We start from the raw sequence: 14622 nt of genomic DNA on the forward strand, positions 1-14622 counted from the left end.
CCGCTCCCACAGGGATCGCGCATCCTGCAAGTCATGCGCAGCCCCTGTGGGAGCGGGTTTACCCGCGAAGAGGCCGGTGCAGGCCCCATTGCCTGCAGCAGCAACCTGCTCTATTACTACCCACAGCCCTACCCTCACCCCCGAGACCACCATGCTGGCGTTCATCCAGTCCTTCCCGTTGTTGCTCGGTACTGCCCTGATCTTGCTCGACCTCATGCTCTGGCAAGTCATCCCCATGCAGCGCCGTGCCTGGCGCATTGGCACGCGGCTGGTGATATTCCTGCTATTCAGCTCGGTGCTGGTGGCTGCCGGCATGAGCCCGCTGCAACCGCCACCCTGGCCCGACGATGTCTCGCGCAACCTCATGGCCACGGTACTGGCCATCGGCTGGTGGCTGTTTGGTGCGCGCACGGTCACGGTGGTGTTCGGCCAGCTGCTGGTCGCCCGTGGCAGCCATGGCGGCCGGTTGCTGCAGGATGTGCTGGGGGCTTTGATCTTTCTGGCCGCCGTCGTGGCTGCCGCGGGCTATGTGATGCAGCTGCCGGTGAAGGGCTTGCTGGCCACGTCCGGGGTGATGGCCATCGTCATCGGTCTGGCGCTGCAGAGCACCCTGGCCGACGTATTCAGCGGCATCGTGCTGAACACCACGCGGCCCTATCAGATTGGCGATTCAATCTCCATCGACGGTACCGAAGGCAAGGTGCTGGACATCGACTGGCGCGCCACGCGCTTGCTGACCGGCAGCGGCAGCCTGGCGGTGATCCCCAACTCGGTCGCGGCCAAGGCGCGGCTGCTCAACCACAGCCGCCCGGCCGATGTGCATGGGGTGTCGATCAGCGTGGTGGTGCCGGCCAAGGTGCGGCCCAAGCGGGTATTCGATGCGCTGGAAAAGGCCCTGCAGGGCGTCAGTGCCATTCTTGCGACCCCAAAGCCGAAGGTGACGGTGAAGGCCTCGACGCTGGAGTCCGTGGAGTACGAGGCCAGCGGCTTCGTGGCCGACGCGGGCACCAAGGGCGACGCACGCAATCAGCTGTTCGACCTTGCCCACCGGCACCTGGAGGCCAGCGGGGTGATGTGGAACGTGGACCTGGCCCTGCCGCCGCGCAGCCGCCAGCGCGAGGTGCTGGACGAAGTGCGGGTGTTCCGCTCGCTAAGCGATGAGGAGCGCGACGCGCTGAGCCAGCGCATGACGGCGGTGGAGTACCTGGCGGACCAGGTGATACTGGGGGTTGGCGAGCTTTCCGAGCATTTGCTGGTGATTGGCAGCGGTGTGGTTTCGGCGTCGGTGCGCGAGGGCGACAAGCGGATCGAAGCCGGGCGCATGGGGCCGGGAGAGGTGCTGGGAATCGAGGGCATCATTGATGAGGATGACTCGTTCGCCGAGTTCCGCACGCTGACCAGTTGCGTGCTGTACCGCATCGAAAAGGAACAGGTGAAGAGCTGTTTGCAGCAGCGTGGCGAAGTGCAGACGGCGTTGAGCAAGTTGCAGCGGTTCCGGCGGCAGAGCCGGGAATCGTTGTTGCTGCAGAAGCCGGCCCTGATCAAGAAAGGCGGCTTCCTCAGCTGGCTGCACAAGTAAGCCTGCGCCGGCCTCTTCGCGGGCATGCCCGCTCCCACAGTGCCCGCGCAATTCCGGAATGCTGCGCGGTCCCTGTGGGAGCGGGTTTACCCGCGAAGGGGCCAGTTGTTACAACACAACCCTCAGGCACTGCCCCGCGTGGTACAGCGAGAAGCCGGATTCGTAGAACGCAGTCCGCAGCGAAGGCGCACTCACGCCGCTCATCGGCGAGAACGGAATCGGCAGGCTGTCCGCGTCACCCTTGAGCAGAAACTCGGCAAAGGCACGGCCGATCACGGTACCTGTGGTGTTGCCCCGCCCGTTGTAACCCGTAACCGCCACCAACCCCGGCGCAGGCTCGAACAGGCGCATCAGGTGGTCGGGGGTAAAGTCGATACAGCCGGTCCAGTGCATTTCCCACTCGACCTTGCCCAGCTCCGGGTAGTAGTGGCTCTGGATACGGTCCGCCCAGCTGCGCACAAACCACGACGGCTTGTTGTCGACCCGGCCCAGGCTGCCGAGCAGCAGGCGGCCCTGATCGTCGCGGCGGATGCTGCTGAGCACGGTACGGGTGTCCCACGAGCCTTGGCCGTGTGGCAGCACTTTATCGGCTGCGGCGCCCTGCAGCGGCTTGGACGCCACCTGATAGTAGTAACCGCGGAAGAACTGCTTTTGCAGGTTGCTCCAGTCGCCTTCGGTGTAGGCGCCCGTGGAAATCACAACCTTGTCGGCGCGCACCGAGCCACGCGCAGTCTTCACCCGCCAGCCATCGCCATCACGCTCCAGGCCTTCAACCGAAGACTGCTGGAACAGCTTGCCACCCAAGCGCGCCACGGCAGCCGCCAGGCCCTGGGTGTAACCCATGGGGTTGATGGTGCCGGCGCGGCGGTCGAGCAGCGCGGCGGAAATCTTGTTGGTACCGCAGTATTCCTGGCATTGGGCGCCGGTCAGCAGCTCCACGTCGGCACCGCGGCGGCGCCATTGTTCGTGGCGGGCTTCGAGGTCGGCAATGCCAGTGGCGTTGTGCGCCATGTGCAGCGTGCCTTTGTGCTGGGCCTGACAGTCGATGCCCAGACGCTCGATCATGGCGAACACTTCGCCAGGGGCTTCGCCGAGCACCTTGTTCAGGCGGCTGCCCTGCTTCTGGCCGAGGGTGGCCTCGACGTCGTCGGGGCGGATCCAGGTGCCGGCGTTGACCAGGCCGACGTTGCGCCCGGAACCACCGTGGCCAATCTTCCAGGCCTCCAGCAGGATCACCGACTTGCCCTGTTCGAGCAGATGGATGGCCGCCGACAGGCCGGTAATGCCGCCGCCGATCACGCAGACATCAGCCTTGTGCTCACCGGCCAGGGCCTGGGCGGCAACGGTCGGTTTGCTGACGTGTTCCCACAAGCATTGTTGACGCAGTTCGGACATGGCCCGGCTCCAGCAGTGTTGTTCTTATAGCGTTGGGGCGGCGCTGCCGCCCATTCGCGGGACAAGCCCGCTCCCACAATGATCAGTGCCACCTGCACGATCCCTGTGGGAGCGGGCTTGCCCCGCGAACCGGGGGCTATGCCCCCGGCCTTGCAGCATGGATCAGTCGAACACGATACCCTGCGCCAGCGGCAGCTCGCGCGAGTAGTTCACGGTGTTGGTCTGGCGACGCATGTAGCCTTTCCACGCATCCGAACCCGACTCACGACCACCGCCGGTTTCCTTCTCGCCACCAAACGCACCGCCGATCTCGGCACCGCTGGTGCCGATGTTGACGTTGGCGATACCACAGTCGCTGCCCGAAGCACTCTGGAAGCGCTCCGCCTCACGGATGTCGGTCGTGAAGATGCACGACGACAGGCCTTGTGGCACTTCGTTGTTCAGGCGCAGGGCCTCTTCGAAGTCGTCGTAAGCCAGCACGTAAAGAATCGGGGCGAACGTTTCGTGGCGCACCACGTCGCTCTGCGCCGGCATTTCGGCGATGGCAGGCGATACGTAGTAGGCGTTCGGGTACTGGTCGGCCAGCTGACGCTCGCCACCAAACACCTGGCCACCTTCGTCGCGGGCCTTGGCCAGCGCACCCTGCATGGCGTCGAACGACAGCTTGTCGATCAGCGGGCCCACCAGGTTGTCTTTGCGTGGGTCGCCAATACGCACTTTGCCGTAGGCGGCTTTGACGCGGGCAACCACTTCGTCCTTGATCGAGCGGTGCACGATCAGGCGGCGCAGGGTGGTGCAACGCTGGCCGGCGGTGCCCACCGCCGAGAACAGGATGCCCCGCACGGCCAGGTCCAGGTCGGCGCTCGGCGCCAGGATCATGGCGTTGTTGCCACCCAGCTCGAGGATGCTACGGCCGAATCGGGCAGCTACACGTGGGCCGACTTCGCGCCCCATGCGGGTGCTGCCGGTGGCGCTGACCAGCGGTACGCGCGGGTCATCGACCATGGCTTCGCCAGCTTCACGGCCGCCGATCACCAGTTGTGCCAGGCCAGCCGGGGCATCGCCGAAGGCTTTCAGGGCTTTGTCGAACAGCGCCTGGCAAGCCAGAGCAGTCAGCGGGGTCTTTTCAGACGGTTTCCACACCACCGAGTTACCGGCCACCAAGGCCAGGGCGGTGTTCCAGGCCCATACGGCAACCGGGAAGTTGAAGGCGCTGATGACGCCAACCACGCCCAGCGGGTGCCAGGTTTCACGCATGTGGTGGCCCGGGCGCTCGGAGGCGATGGTCAGGCCGTACAGCTGGCGCGACAGGCCCACGGCGAAGTCGCAGATGTCGATCATTTCCTGCACTTCGCCCAGGCCTTCCTGGGTGATCTTGCCGGCTTCGATCGAGACCAGCTCGCCAAGGTCGGCCTTGTGCTCACGCAGCACTTCGCCAAACAGGCGCACCAGTTCACCACGGCGCGGGGCTGGCACAGTGCGCCAGGCCTCGAAGGCGCTCTGGGCCTGATCGATGCGGGCGATGGTCTCGGCCTTGCCAAGCAGTTTCACCGAGGCGATCTGGCTGCCGTCGATCGGCGTGTGAACAGGGTAGTCGCCCTGGGTGTAAGCCTCGGCGGCAACGCCAAGGCGCTCGAGCAATCCAGCAACCATTGTGTTTCTCCTACATCGGGTGATGGGGTGGAAAAATGATGTGGATCAGTATTAATCCGATCACATAGGTACAACAAACGACCTTTATTCCGCATATCATTCCGTCAGGTAATGATTTGAGCCGCAGAGACCACTATGTCCAAACGCCTGGTGCCTTCCATGACCGCCCTGCAGTGCTTTGAAGCTGCAGCCCGTCATTTGAGCTTTACCCGTGCCGCCGAAGAACTGCACCTGACCCAGAGCGCCGTCAGCAAGCAGGTGGCGCAACTTGAAGACATGCTGCGCCATCACCTGTTCCTGCGCATCCGCCGGCGCCTGCAACTGACCCCGGCCGGCAGCCTGTACCTGGCCGAGGTCAACAAGATCCTCACCCAGGTGGACATGTCCAGCCGCTACGTGCTCACTTACGGCGAGCAGACCGAGATATTGAAAGTAGCCACTCAACCGAGTTTTGGCGTGCGCTGGTTGATCCCGCACCTCAAGGGTTTTGGCAAACGCCACACCAACATCCACCTGGACATCCGCAACGAGATGGAGCCGTTCGCCCTGCTGCAGGGCTCGGCAGACGTGGTGTTCTTCTATGGCCAGGGCACCTGGCCTGGTGCCACCTGCGTGGAGCTGTTCCGCGAAGAGGTGGTGCCGGTGTGCGCGCCGGAGCTGCTGGCCGGGCGCACGCTGGGCGATGCTGCAGAACTGGCCGACCTGGTGCTGCTGCAAAGCACCTCACGGCCCGAGGCCTGGCATGAGTGGTTCCTGGAGCTGGGTTTGCAAAGCGTCAGCGCCTACCACGGGCCACGCTTCGATACGTTCTATATGGCCTTGAGCGCGGCGCAGGCGGGGTGCGGGGTGGCGTTGGTGCCGCGTTACCTGGCGGCGAAGGAGTTGGCCGAGGGTAGCCTGGTGGTGCCGTGGAACCATGCGATGCGCAGTGCCGGGGCGCATTACCTGGCGTATGCCGAGCATGCGGCGGAGGTGCTCAAGGTGCGGGCGCTGGTGGAATGGATTCAGGAGCAACTTCAGGCTTGAGATTGCCGGGGCAGCGTTGCGGCCCAGTCGCGGCACAAGGCCACGCCTGCAAACAGCACGCGGTCCCCTGTAGGAGCGGCCTTGTGCCGCGAATGGGCTGCAAAGCAGCCCCAATGGCCCTGAAGGTCGATCAAAAAAGGAATGACACACTCACTTTTTTTCGCTTGTGAGCCAAGTGCATTCCCAGCTTTCATGTAAGCGTCCGAACCCAACCAGGAAGCTAGCGATGCCCGCCCACGATTTCGTCAGCCCAGACAGCATTCGCGCGCAGTTCTCTGCCGCCATGTCGCTCATGTACAAACAGGAAGTGCCGTTGTACGGCACGCTGCTGGAGCTGGTGAGCGAAATCAACCAGCAGGTCATGGCCCAGCAACCCGAGGTTGCCCAGGCCCTGCGCTGGACCGGCGAAATCGAGCGCCTGGACCACGAGCGCCACGGCGCCATCCGCGTCGGCACCGCCGAAGAACTGGCCACCATCGCCCGCCTGTTTGCCGTCATGGGCATGCAGCCGGTCGGCTACTACGACCTCAGCTCCGCCGGTGTGCCGGTGCACTCCACCGCCTTCCGCGCGGTACACGAGCAGTCGCTGCACGTCAGCCCGTTCCGTGTGTTCACCTCGCTGCTGCGCCTGGAGCTGATCGACAACCCGCAGCTGCGTGAGCTGGCACAGAGCATCTTGGCCAAGCGCCAGATCTTCACCCCCCGCGCCCTCGAACTGATCGCCAAGTGCGAGCGCGATGGCGGTCTGAACGCAGCCGATGCCGAAGCGTTCGTGCAAGAAGCGCTACACACCTTCCGCTGGCACCATGACGCCACCGTCACCGCCGAGCAGTACCAGCAACTGCACGACCAGCACCGCCTGATTGCCGATGTGGTGGCCTTCAAGGGCCCGCACATCAACCACTTGACCCCACGCACCCTGGACATCGATGCGATCCAGCTCGGCATGCCGGCCAAGGGCATCCCGCCGAAAGCCGTGGTCGAAGGCCCGCCCACCCGCCGCCACCCGATCCTGCTGCGCCAGACCAGCTTCAAGGCCTTGCAGGAAAAGGTCGCGTTCAGCGACCAGCAGGGGAGCGAAGGCAGCCACACCGCGCGCTTTGGCGAAATCGAGCAACGCGGTGCAGCCCTGACGCCGAAAGGTCGCCAGCTGTACGACAAGCTGCTCGACGCCACCCGCGCCGCCCTGGGTGGCGCACCGGCCGAAGCCAATGCCGAGCGCTACATGGCCTTGCTCAAAGATACCTTTGCCGAGTTCCCGGATGACCTGGCGCAGATGCGTGAACAGGGCCTGGCGTACTTCCGCTACTTTGCCACCGAGAAAGGCCTGGCTGCGCGTGACCAGGAAGGCCGCCCGACCACCCTGCAAGGGCTGATCGATGCTGGCCATGTGCATTTCGAGCCATTGGTGTACGAGGACTTCCTGCCGGTGAGCGCAGCGGGGATCTTCCAGTCCAACCTGGGCGAGGATGCGCAGGCCGAGTACGGCAGCAATGCCAACCGGGATGCATTCGAAGCCGCGCTGGGGCTGCCGGTGCAGGATGAGCTGGCACTGTATGCGCAGAGCGAGCGCCGCTCGCTGCAGGCTTGCGCACAAGCGTTGAACCTGGGTTCGATGTAAAACCGTCTAGGCCTCTTCGCGGGCTTGCCCGCTCCCACAGGTGCAGTGTCGGTCCAAGGCATACGACAAACCTGTGGGAGCGGGCGAGCCCGCGAAGAGGCCGGTACAGGCGATCAGAGAGGCGGCAGGATTTCCACATCCGGTAGGTCCATCGCCGCCACCTCATCTGCCAGAAAGTCACTCAAGCGCCGCAACCGCTCGCCACCCGGCCGGGTGCGCGGCCATACCAGGTAGTAGTCCATCCCACTGGGCACTGCTGTCGGCCAAGGCAGGCTCAACCGCCCCTGCGCCACATCTTCGGCCACCATCAGCAAATCACCCATGGAAATCCCGTAGCCCCGCGCTGCGGCAATCATGCCCAGCTCCAGGGTGTCGAACACCTGCCCGCCCTTGAGCGAAACCTTGTCGCCAAGCCCCATGCGCTCCAGCCATTCCCGCCAGTCACGCTTGTCCACCGTGGGGTGCAGCAGTTCGATAGAGGCCAGCCGGCACACGTCCCAGGGTTCTTCGTCGAGCAGGTCGGGCGCGCCGACCGGGATCAGCAACTCTGGAAACAGCTTGCGCACCTCCCACTCCGCCGGGAACACGCCATCACTGAGCAGCACCGCACAATCGAATGGCTCCTGGTTGAAGTCCACGTGGTCGACGTCCATCCAGGCGCTGGTCAGCTGCACTTCGTTACCCGGTTGCAAGTGCCGGAACCGGCTCAGGCACGCCAGCAACCAGCGCATGGTCAATGTCGATGGGGCTTTCATGCGCAGGATGTCATCTTCACCGCGCAAATTATCGCAGGCCCGCTCCAGCGCCGCGAAGCCTTCGCGCACCCCCGGCAACAGCACCCGCGCCGCTTCGGTCAATTGCAGGCTGCGGCCGCTGCGCACGAACAGGCGACAGGCAAAGTGCTCTTCCAGCGTGCGGACATGCCGGCTGACAGCACTTTGGGTAATCGACAATTCTTCGCCGGCACGGGTGAAGGAGCAATGCCGCGCGGCAGCTTCGAATGCGCGCAGGGCATACAACGGAGGGAGCTGTCGGGACATGAGGCACCTGCCATACCGGGCTGTGAAACTAATCATCAATAAGCATATATACATGAGTCAGACTCATGCCAATGATCGCTTTTATCCTTTTGTACAAAGTTGACCAAAGCCTCAGAATCGCCCTTCGTTGTTTTCCCAGGAAAGGACCGCCCCCATGCATGTCGCGCCCACCACAGAACTCAAGGCTTTGCTGCGCCTGGCCGGGCCGCTGATCGCCTCGCAGTTGGCGCATATGCTGATGGTGCTGACCGATACCCTGATGATGGCCCGTATCAGCCCACAGGCACTGGCCGGTGGCGGCCTGGGTGCGGCCAGCTACTCGTTCGTGTCGATCTTTTGCCTGGGCGTGATCGCTGCGGTCGGCACCTTGGTGGCGATCCGCAAGGGCGCCAACGACATCGAAGGTGCCACCCGCCTGGCACAGAACGGCGTGTGGCTGGCCTGGGGCCTGGCGCTGATCGCCGCGCTGGCCCTGTGGAACCTCGAGCCAGTACTGCTGCTGTTCGGGCAACAGCCCGAAAACGTTGCCTCGGCCGCCGAATTCCTCACCCTGCTGCCACTGGCGCTGCCCAGCTACCTGACCTTCATGGCCTTGCGTGGCTTTACCAGCGCGCTGGGCCGCTCGACCCCGGTGATGGTGATCAGCGTGGTCGGCACGGTGCTCAACTACCTGTTCAACGTGGCGTTGATCGAAGGCATGTTCGGCCTGCCAAAACTGGGCCTGATGGGCATCGGCCTGGTCACCGCAGTGGTATCGCTGGGCATGGCCATCGCCCTGGCGCTGTACATCCGCTGGCATTCGGCCTATGCCGCCTACCCGCTACGCAAAGGCCTGTCGCGCCCGTCGCTGCCGGCCCTGCGCGAGCTGTGGCGGCTGGGCTTGCCGATTGGCGGCACCTACATGGTGGAAGTGGGCCTGTTCGCCTTCGCTGCGCTGTGCATGGGTGTGCTGGGCAGCACCGAACTGGCGGCGCACCAGATCGCCCTGCAGATCGTGTCCACCGCGTTCATGGTGCCGACGGGCTTGTCCTATGCGGTGACGATGCGCGTGGGCTTGTACTACGGCGCTGGCAACCTGCTGGCGGCGCGCAGCGCCGGGCGCGTGGGCATCGGCTTTGGGGCAATGATCATGTTTGCCTTCGCCGCACTGTTCCTGCTGCTGCCCGAAGCGCTGGTAGGACTGTTTATCGACCGCAATGATCCGGCCTTTGCCGCGATCTTCCGGGTGGCTGTGCAGTTATTGATGGTGGCGGCATGGTTCGAACTGTTCGACGGCATGCAGACGATTGCCATGGGTTCGATCCGTGGGCTGAAAGATGCCAAGACCACCTTCCTGATCGGGCTGGTGTGCTACTGGCTGGTGGGTGCGCCGAGCGCCTGGTTGTTCACCTTTACCCTGGGCGGTGGCGCCGTGGGGATCTGGTGGGGGCTGGCGCTGGGCCTGGCATGTGCGGCAGTGGCGCTGACATTTGGCTTTGAGTGGCGAATGAAACGGTTATTGGGGAAGGCGCAAGCGCGTGCAGAGGCTGCTGCTTCGGCCTGACTTCGGGGCCTCTTCGCGGGCACGCCCGCTCCCACAGGATTGCGTGGTCCCTGTGGAAGCGGGCGTGCCCGCGAAAGGGCCCTAAGGGACAACATTCAGCTGACGGCCAGGCACCTTCAGCAAAAAATCGATCAGCTCCCCGACCCGCAGCGGCTTGCTGACCAAAAAGCCCTGCACCTGGTCACAGCCAAACCCGCGCAACAAGGCCAGCTGCTCTTCACTCTCCACCCCTTCGGCCACCACCTCGAGGTTGAGGTTGTGCGCCAGGTTGATCATGGCGTGCACCAGCTTGCGGTTCTCCTCGCGCATTTCCATTTCTGCAACAAAGCTGCGGTCCACCTTGAGCAAGGTGATCGGCAGGCTGTTGAGGTGCACGAACGAAGAAAACCCGGTGCCGAAATCGTCTAGGGAGAAGCGCACGCCCAGGCGGCCGAGGGCGTCCATGGTCTGGCGCACCAGCTCGTTGCGGCGCATCACCGCCGTTTCGGTCAGTTCGAACTCCAGCCAGCGCGCGTCCACCCCATGCTCAAGGATCAGCCGACTCAGGGTGGCCAGCAGCTGGCTGTCCTGGAACTGACGGAAACTCAGGTTTACCGCCATGTGCAACGGCTCCAGACCGCGCTCGCACAGCGCCTGCATGTCGCGCAAGGCGCGGGAGATGACCCAGTAGCCCAACGGCACGATCAGGCCGCTCTGCTCGGCCAGGGGCACGAACTCGCTGGGCGGTAACAGCCCGCGTTCGGCATGGCGCCAGCGCACCAGCGCCTCCAGGCCGACGATGCGCCCATCGGCCAGGTCGAGCCGCGGCTGATAGTGCAGCTCCAGCTCGTCACGGCGCAGCGCGCGGCGCAGTTCGCTTTCCAGGTCGGCAAGGCTGCGGGCGTTGCGATTGATGCGCTCGTTGAACACATGGAAGGTACAGCCCTGGCTGCCCTTGGCCTGGCGCATGGCAATGTGCGCATGCCACATCAGCGGGTCGGCGCCGCTCTGCGCGCGGGCATGGGCCAAGCCCAGGCTGCACCCCAGCAGCAGGCTTTCGCCGTCGATCCAGTAGGGTTCGGCCAAGGCCTCTATGATGCGTTCGGCGATCCATTCGGCGCGGTTGGCGTCGCGTCGGGTGTCGATCAGCAAGGCAAACTCGTCGCTGCCCAGGCGCGCCAGCTGGTCGCCAGCCTCCAGCTGGTTTTGCAGCCGCGCCACCACTTGCAGGATCAGGCGGTCACCGCTCTGGTGGCCGAGCGCATCGTTGACGTGGCGGAAGTTGTCCAGGTCCAGGTGGCCCAAGGCAATGCCACGGCCATCGTTTTCGGCCAGCCGCGCGGTCAGCAAGGCCTGAAAGCCCTGGCGGTTGGCGATGCCGGTCAATGGGTCCTGTTCGGCCAGGCGCTGCAAGGTGGCCACCAGCACGCCACGTTCGCGCACATGGCGCAGCGAGCGGCGCAGGGCGTCGGCATTGAGCTGGTCGCGTACCAGCCAGTCGCTGACCGCGCCGGGCGCCACCTCAGGCTCGTGATCGAGCAGCAGGATGGTCGGTAGCTCGCAGCGCCCAGGTGCCGGCTGCAGGGCTGGGGTTGCCAGCACCACGGCCTGGCGATCATGGCTGAACAGGCTATCCACCGCGTCCCAGTCAGGCGCGGTCAGCAGCACTGCACTGCCGTTCAGGGCAGGCATGCATGCGTGCAACAAGGCGGCCCATTGCGGCTCATCAGCCAACAGCAGCAAACGCAAAGGTTCGACAGGCGTGGACAAGCGGGCTCCTTAGGACTTCACGGTGCAACGGTATCAGCCATTATGCTACTGCATTAATGAAAATGATTTTCACTTTTATACATGCATTTGCGACCGTAGCATTCCGACGTATTTTGTCGTGCATCCTGCTCGAAACGAGGGGAAGCGGCAAATATGATTTTTTCCTCTAGTAGCATTAGCCGCACTAATAATGGGACAGACAAAAGTCTGACTCAGACGTCAGACGGTCGCGCCACAACCGCCCCATGCCTGTTAGAATGCGCGGCTATTTTCTGGCGACCCCGGTTTCTAGCATGTCCCGACTCAATCCCCGGCAGCAGGAAGCCCGTGACTACGTCGGCGGCCCTCTTTTGGTGCTCGCCGGTGCAGGTTCGGGCAAGACCAGCGTGATCACGCGCAAGATTGCCCACCTCATCCAGAACTGCGGCATCCGTGCCCAGTACATCGTGGCGATGACCTTCACCAACAAGGCCGCACGCGAGATGAAGGAGCGGGTCGCTACGTTGCTGCGTCCGGGGGAAGGCCGTGGCCTGACGGTATGTACCTTCCACAACCTGGGCCTGAACATCATCCGCAAGGAGCACGAACGCCTTGGCTATAAGCCGGGCTTCTCGATCTTCGATGAGTCCGACATCAAGGCGTTGCTGTCGGACATCATGCAGAAGGAGTACTCCGGCGACGACGGCATCGACGAGATCAAGAACATGATCGGTGCCTGGAAGAACGACCTGGTGCTGCCGCCCGAGGCTTTGGAAAAGGCGCGCAACCCGCGCGAGCAGACGGCCGCCATCGTCTATACCCACTACCAGCGCACGCTCAAGGCGTTCAACGCGGTGGACTTCGACGACCTGATCCTGCAGCCGGTCAAGCTGTTCCAGGAGCACCCCGAGGTGCTCGAACGCTGGCAGAACCGGGTGCGCTACCTGCTGGTGGACGAATATCAGGACACCAACGCCAGCCAGTACCTGCTGGTGAAAATGCTGATCGGCATGCGCAACCAGTTCACCGTGGTGGGCGACGACGACCAGTCGATCTACGCCTGGCGCGGTGCGCGCCCCGAAAACCTGATGCTGCTCAAGGAGGACTACCCTTCCTTGAAAATCGTCATGCTCGAGCAGAACTACCGCTCCACCAGCCGCATCCTGCGCTGTGCCAACGTGCTGATCGCCAACAACCCGCACGCGTTCGAGAAGCAGTTGTGGAGCGAGATGGGCGTGGGCGACGAGATCCGCGTGATCCGCTGCAAGAACGAGGAAGCCGAGGCCGAACGCGTGGCCATGGAAATCCTCACCCTGCACCTGCGCACCAACCGCCCCTATAGCGACTTCGCCATCCTCTACCGTGGCAACTACCAGGCCAAGCTGATCGAACTGAAGCTGCAGCACCACCAGGTGCCATATCGCCTGTCGGGCGGCAACAGCTTCTTCGGCCGCCAGGAGGTCAAGGACCTGATGGCCTACCTGCGCCTGCTGGTGAACCCGGATGATGACAACGCCTACCTGCGGGTGATCAACGTACCGCGTCGCGAAATCGGCTCCACCACCTTGGAAAAGCTTGGCAACTATTCCACCGAGCGGGGCATTTCGATGTACGCCGCCAGCGAAGAGCTGGGCCTTGGCGAGCACCTGGACGCCCGCTACACCGAGCGTTTGCAGCGCTTCAAGCACTGGCTGGACGGGGTACGCCAAAAGGTTGCCCTGGAAGACCCGATCGCCGCGCTGCACGAGATGATCCGCGACATCGACTACGAGAACTGGATCCGCCAGCAGACCGCCAGCGACAAAGCGGCGGAGTTCCGTATCAGCAACGTCTGGTTCCTGGTCGAAGCGCTGAAAAACACCCTTGAGAAGGACGAAGAGGGTGACATGACCATCGAGGATGCCATCGGCAAGCTGGTGCTGCGCGACATGCTCGAGCGCCAGCAGGAAGAGGAAGAAAACGCCGAAGGTGTGCAGATGATGACCCTGCACGCCTCCAAGGGCCTGGAGTTCCCGTACGTGTTCATCATGGGCATGGAAGAGGAAATCCTCCCGCACCGCTCCAGCATCGAGGCCGACACCATCGAAGAGGAACGCCGCCTGGCCTACGTGGGCATCACCCGCGCGCGCCAGACCCTGGCCTTCACCTTCGCTGCCAAGCGCAAGCAGTACGGTGAAATCATCGACTGCACGCCCAGCCGGTTCCTTGACGAACTGCCTCCGGACGACCTGGCCTGGGAGGGCCTGGACGATGCGCCGGTCGAGGTAAAGGCCGCACGCGGCAACAACGCCCTGGCCGATATCCGGGCAATGCTCAAACGCTGATCAACCATTACTCTTTAACTTTGCCGCTATTTGCGGCGACCTTTGCTACATCGAGGAAAACAAAGTGGAAGCACTGCATCAGAAGATTCGCGAAGAAGGCATCGTGCTTTCCGACCAGGTTCTTAAAGTCGACGCGTTTCTCAACCACCAGATCGACCCGGCGCTGATGCAGCTGATCGGTGACGAGTTCGCCCGCCTGTTCGCCGACGCCGGCGTGACCAAGATCGTCACCATCGAAGCCTCGGGCATTGCCCCGGCCGTGATGACTGGCCTGAAGCTGGGCGTACCGGTGATCTTTGCGCGCAAGCACCAGTCGCTGACCCTGACCGAGAACCTGCTGACTGCCTCGGTGTACTCCTTCACCAAGCAGACCGAGAACACCGTGGCCATCTCGCCACGCCACCTCAACAGCAGCGACCGCGTGCTGGTGATCGACGACTTCCTGGCCAACGGCAAGGCGTCGCAGGCGCTGATCTCGATCATCAAACAGGCCGGCGCCACCGTGGCTGGCCTGGGTATCGTGATCGAGAAGTCGTTCCAGGGCGGCCGTGCCGAGCTGGACAGCCAGGGCTACCGCGTTGAGTCGCTGGCCCGGGTGAAGTCGCTGGAAGGTGGTGTGGTCAGCTTCATCGAGTAAGCCTGTACCGGCCCCATCGCCGGCAAGCCAGCTCCCCCAGGTACTGCACAAGGCTCGGCCTTTGTGAAACTCCTGT

10 protein-coding genes are annotated in these 14622 nt (G+C 63.7%); 6 read left to right on the plus strand and 4 right to left on the minus strand.

Features of this window, described 5'->3' with window-relative positions; all coding sequences use genetic code 11:
* Positions 1-151 precede the first annotated feature (151 nt).
* A complete protein-coding gene (locus LU684_RS07750) occupies positions 152-1579 on the plus strand; it encodes a mechanosensitive ion channel family protein (RefSeq protein ID WP_016489792.1) in 1428 nt (475 codons plus the stop codon).
* Positions 1580-1687: 108 nt separating this feature from the next.
* Here LU684_RS07750 and amaA read toward each other — a convergent pair whose 3' ends face one another.
* Both amaA and amaB read right to left on the minus strand, forming a co-directional pair.
* On the minus strand, positions 1688-2974 hold the full coding sequence (gene amaA / locus LU684_RS07755; RefSeq protein WP_023047191.1) for an L-pipecolate oxidase: 1287 nt from the start codon (positions 2972-2974) through the stop codon (positions 1688-1690).
* A 162-nt stretch (positions 2975-3136) separates the two neighbouring features.
* Entirely contained in the window at positions 3137-4627 is a 1491-nt protein-coding gene (amaB, locus tag LU684_RS07760; protein ID WP_016489794.1) for an L-piperidine-6-carboxylate dehydrogenase, read from the minus strand.
* A gap of 135 nt (positions 4628-4762) precedes the next feature.
* Between amaB and LU684_RS07765 the strand changes: the two genes are divergently transcribed.
* Both LU684_RS07765 and hglS read left to right on the plus strand, forming a co-directional pair.
* Positions 4763-5653: a LysR family transcriptional regulator gene (locus LU684_RS07765; RefSeq protein WP_232894440.1), complete on the plus strand. Its 891-nt coding sequence runs from the start codon at positions 4763-4765 to the stop codon at positions 5651-5653.
* A gap of 226 nt (positions 5654-5879) precedes the next feature.
* Complete coding sequence (gene hglS / locus LU684_RS07770) at positions 5880-7274, plus strand: 2-oxoadipate dioxygenase/decarboxylase HglS (protein ID WP_232894441.1); 1395 nt, start codon at positions 5880-5882, stop codon at positions 7272-7274.
* A 113-nt stretch (positions 7275-7387) separates the two neighbouring features.
* Here the strand turns inward: hglS and LU684_RS07775 are convergent, their stop codons facing one another.
* Positions 7388-8314: a LysR substrate-binding domain-containing protein gene (locus LU684_RS07775; protein ID WP_016489797.1), complete on the minus strand. Its 927-nt coding sequence runs from the start codon at positions 8312-8314 to the stop codon at positions 7388-7390.
* A gap of 154 nt (positions 8315-8468) precedes the next feature.
* On the opposite strand from LU684_RS07775, the gene LU684_RS07780 reads away from it, so the two are divergent.
* Positions 8469-9857: a NorM family multidrug efflux MATE transporter gene (locus tag LU684_RS07780; RefSeq protein WP_016489798.1), complete on the plus strand. Its 1389-nt coding sequence runs from the start codon at positions 8469-8471 to the stop codon at positions 9855-9857.
* An 81-nt stretch (positions 9858-9938) separates the two neighbouring features.
* Here LU684_RS07780 and LU684_RS07785 read toward each other — a convergent pair whose 3' ends face one another.
* Positions 9939-11606: a putative bifunctional diguanylate cyclase/phosphodiesterase gene (locus tag LU684_RS07785; RefSeq protein WP_232894442.1), complete on the minus strand. Its 1668-nt coding sequence runs from the start codon at positions 11604-11606 to the stop codon at positions 9939-9941.
* Between the two features lie 293 nt (positions 11607-11899).
* Here LU684_RS07785 and rep point away from each other — a divergent pair, with 293 nt between their 5' ends.
* Both rep and LU684_RS07795 read left to right on the plus strand, forming a co-directional pair.
* On the plus strand, positions 11900-13909 hold the full coding sequence (gene rep, locus LU684_RS07790) for a DNA helicase Rep (protein WP_016489800.1): 2010 nt from the start codon (positions 11900-11902) through the stop codon (positions 13907-13909).
* 64 nt (positions 13910-13973) lie between these two features.
* Positions 13974-14546 carry a xanthine phosphoribosyltransferase gene (locus LU684_RS07795; RefSeq protein WP_003253535.1) on the plus strand — a complete coding sequence of 191 codons (573 nt, stop codon included), beginning with the start codon at positions 13974-13976 and terminating at the stop codon, positions 14544-14546.
* Positions 14547-14622: the final 76 nt, after the last annotated feature.

The organism is Pseudomonas sp. NMI542_15 (assembly GCF_021283425.1).
In the GTDB taxonomy this organism is placed as follows: domain Bacteria; phylum Pseudomonadota; class Gammaproteobacteria; order Pseudomonadales; family Pseudomonadaceae; genus Aquipseudomonas; species Aquipseudomonas fortuita.

Excerpts from the sequence above, each read along its gene's own strand:
- rep (WP_016489800.1), top strand. The coding sequence starts at position 11,900 with ATGTCCCGACTCAATCCCCGGCAGCAGGAAGCCCGTGACTACGTCGGC.
- hglS (WP_232894441.1), top strand. The coding sequence starts at position 5,880 with ATGCCCGCCCACGATTTCGTCAGCCCAGACAGCATTCGCGCGCAGTTC.
- amaB (WP_016489794.1), bottom strand. The coding sequence starts at position 4,627 with ATGGTTGCTGGATTGCTCGAGCGCCTTGGCGTTGCCGCCGAGGCTTAC.
- LU684_RS07765 (WP_232894440.1), top strand. The coding sequence starts at position 4,763 with ATGTCCAAACGCCTGGTGCCTTCCATGACCGCCCTGCAGTGCTTTGAA.
- LU684_RS07750 (WP_016489792.1), top strand. The coding sequence starts at position 152 with ATGCTGGCGTTCATCCAGTCCTTCCCGTTGTTGCTCGGTACTGCCCTG.
- amaA (WP_023047191.1), bottom strand. The coding sequence starts at position 2,974 with ATGTCCGAACTGCGTCAACAATGCTTGTGGGAACACGTCAGCAAACCG.
- LU684_RS07780 (WP_016489798.1), top strand. The coding sequence starts at position 8,469 with ATGCATGTCGCGCCCACCACAGAACTCAAGGCTTTGCTGCGCCTGGCC.
- LU684_RS07775 (WP_016489797.1), bottom strand. The coding sequence starts at position 8,314 with ATGTCCCGACAGCTCCCTCCGTTGTATGCCCTGCGCGCATTCGAAGCT.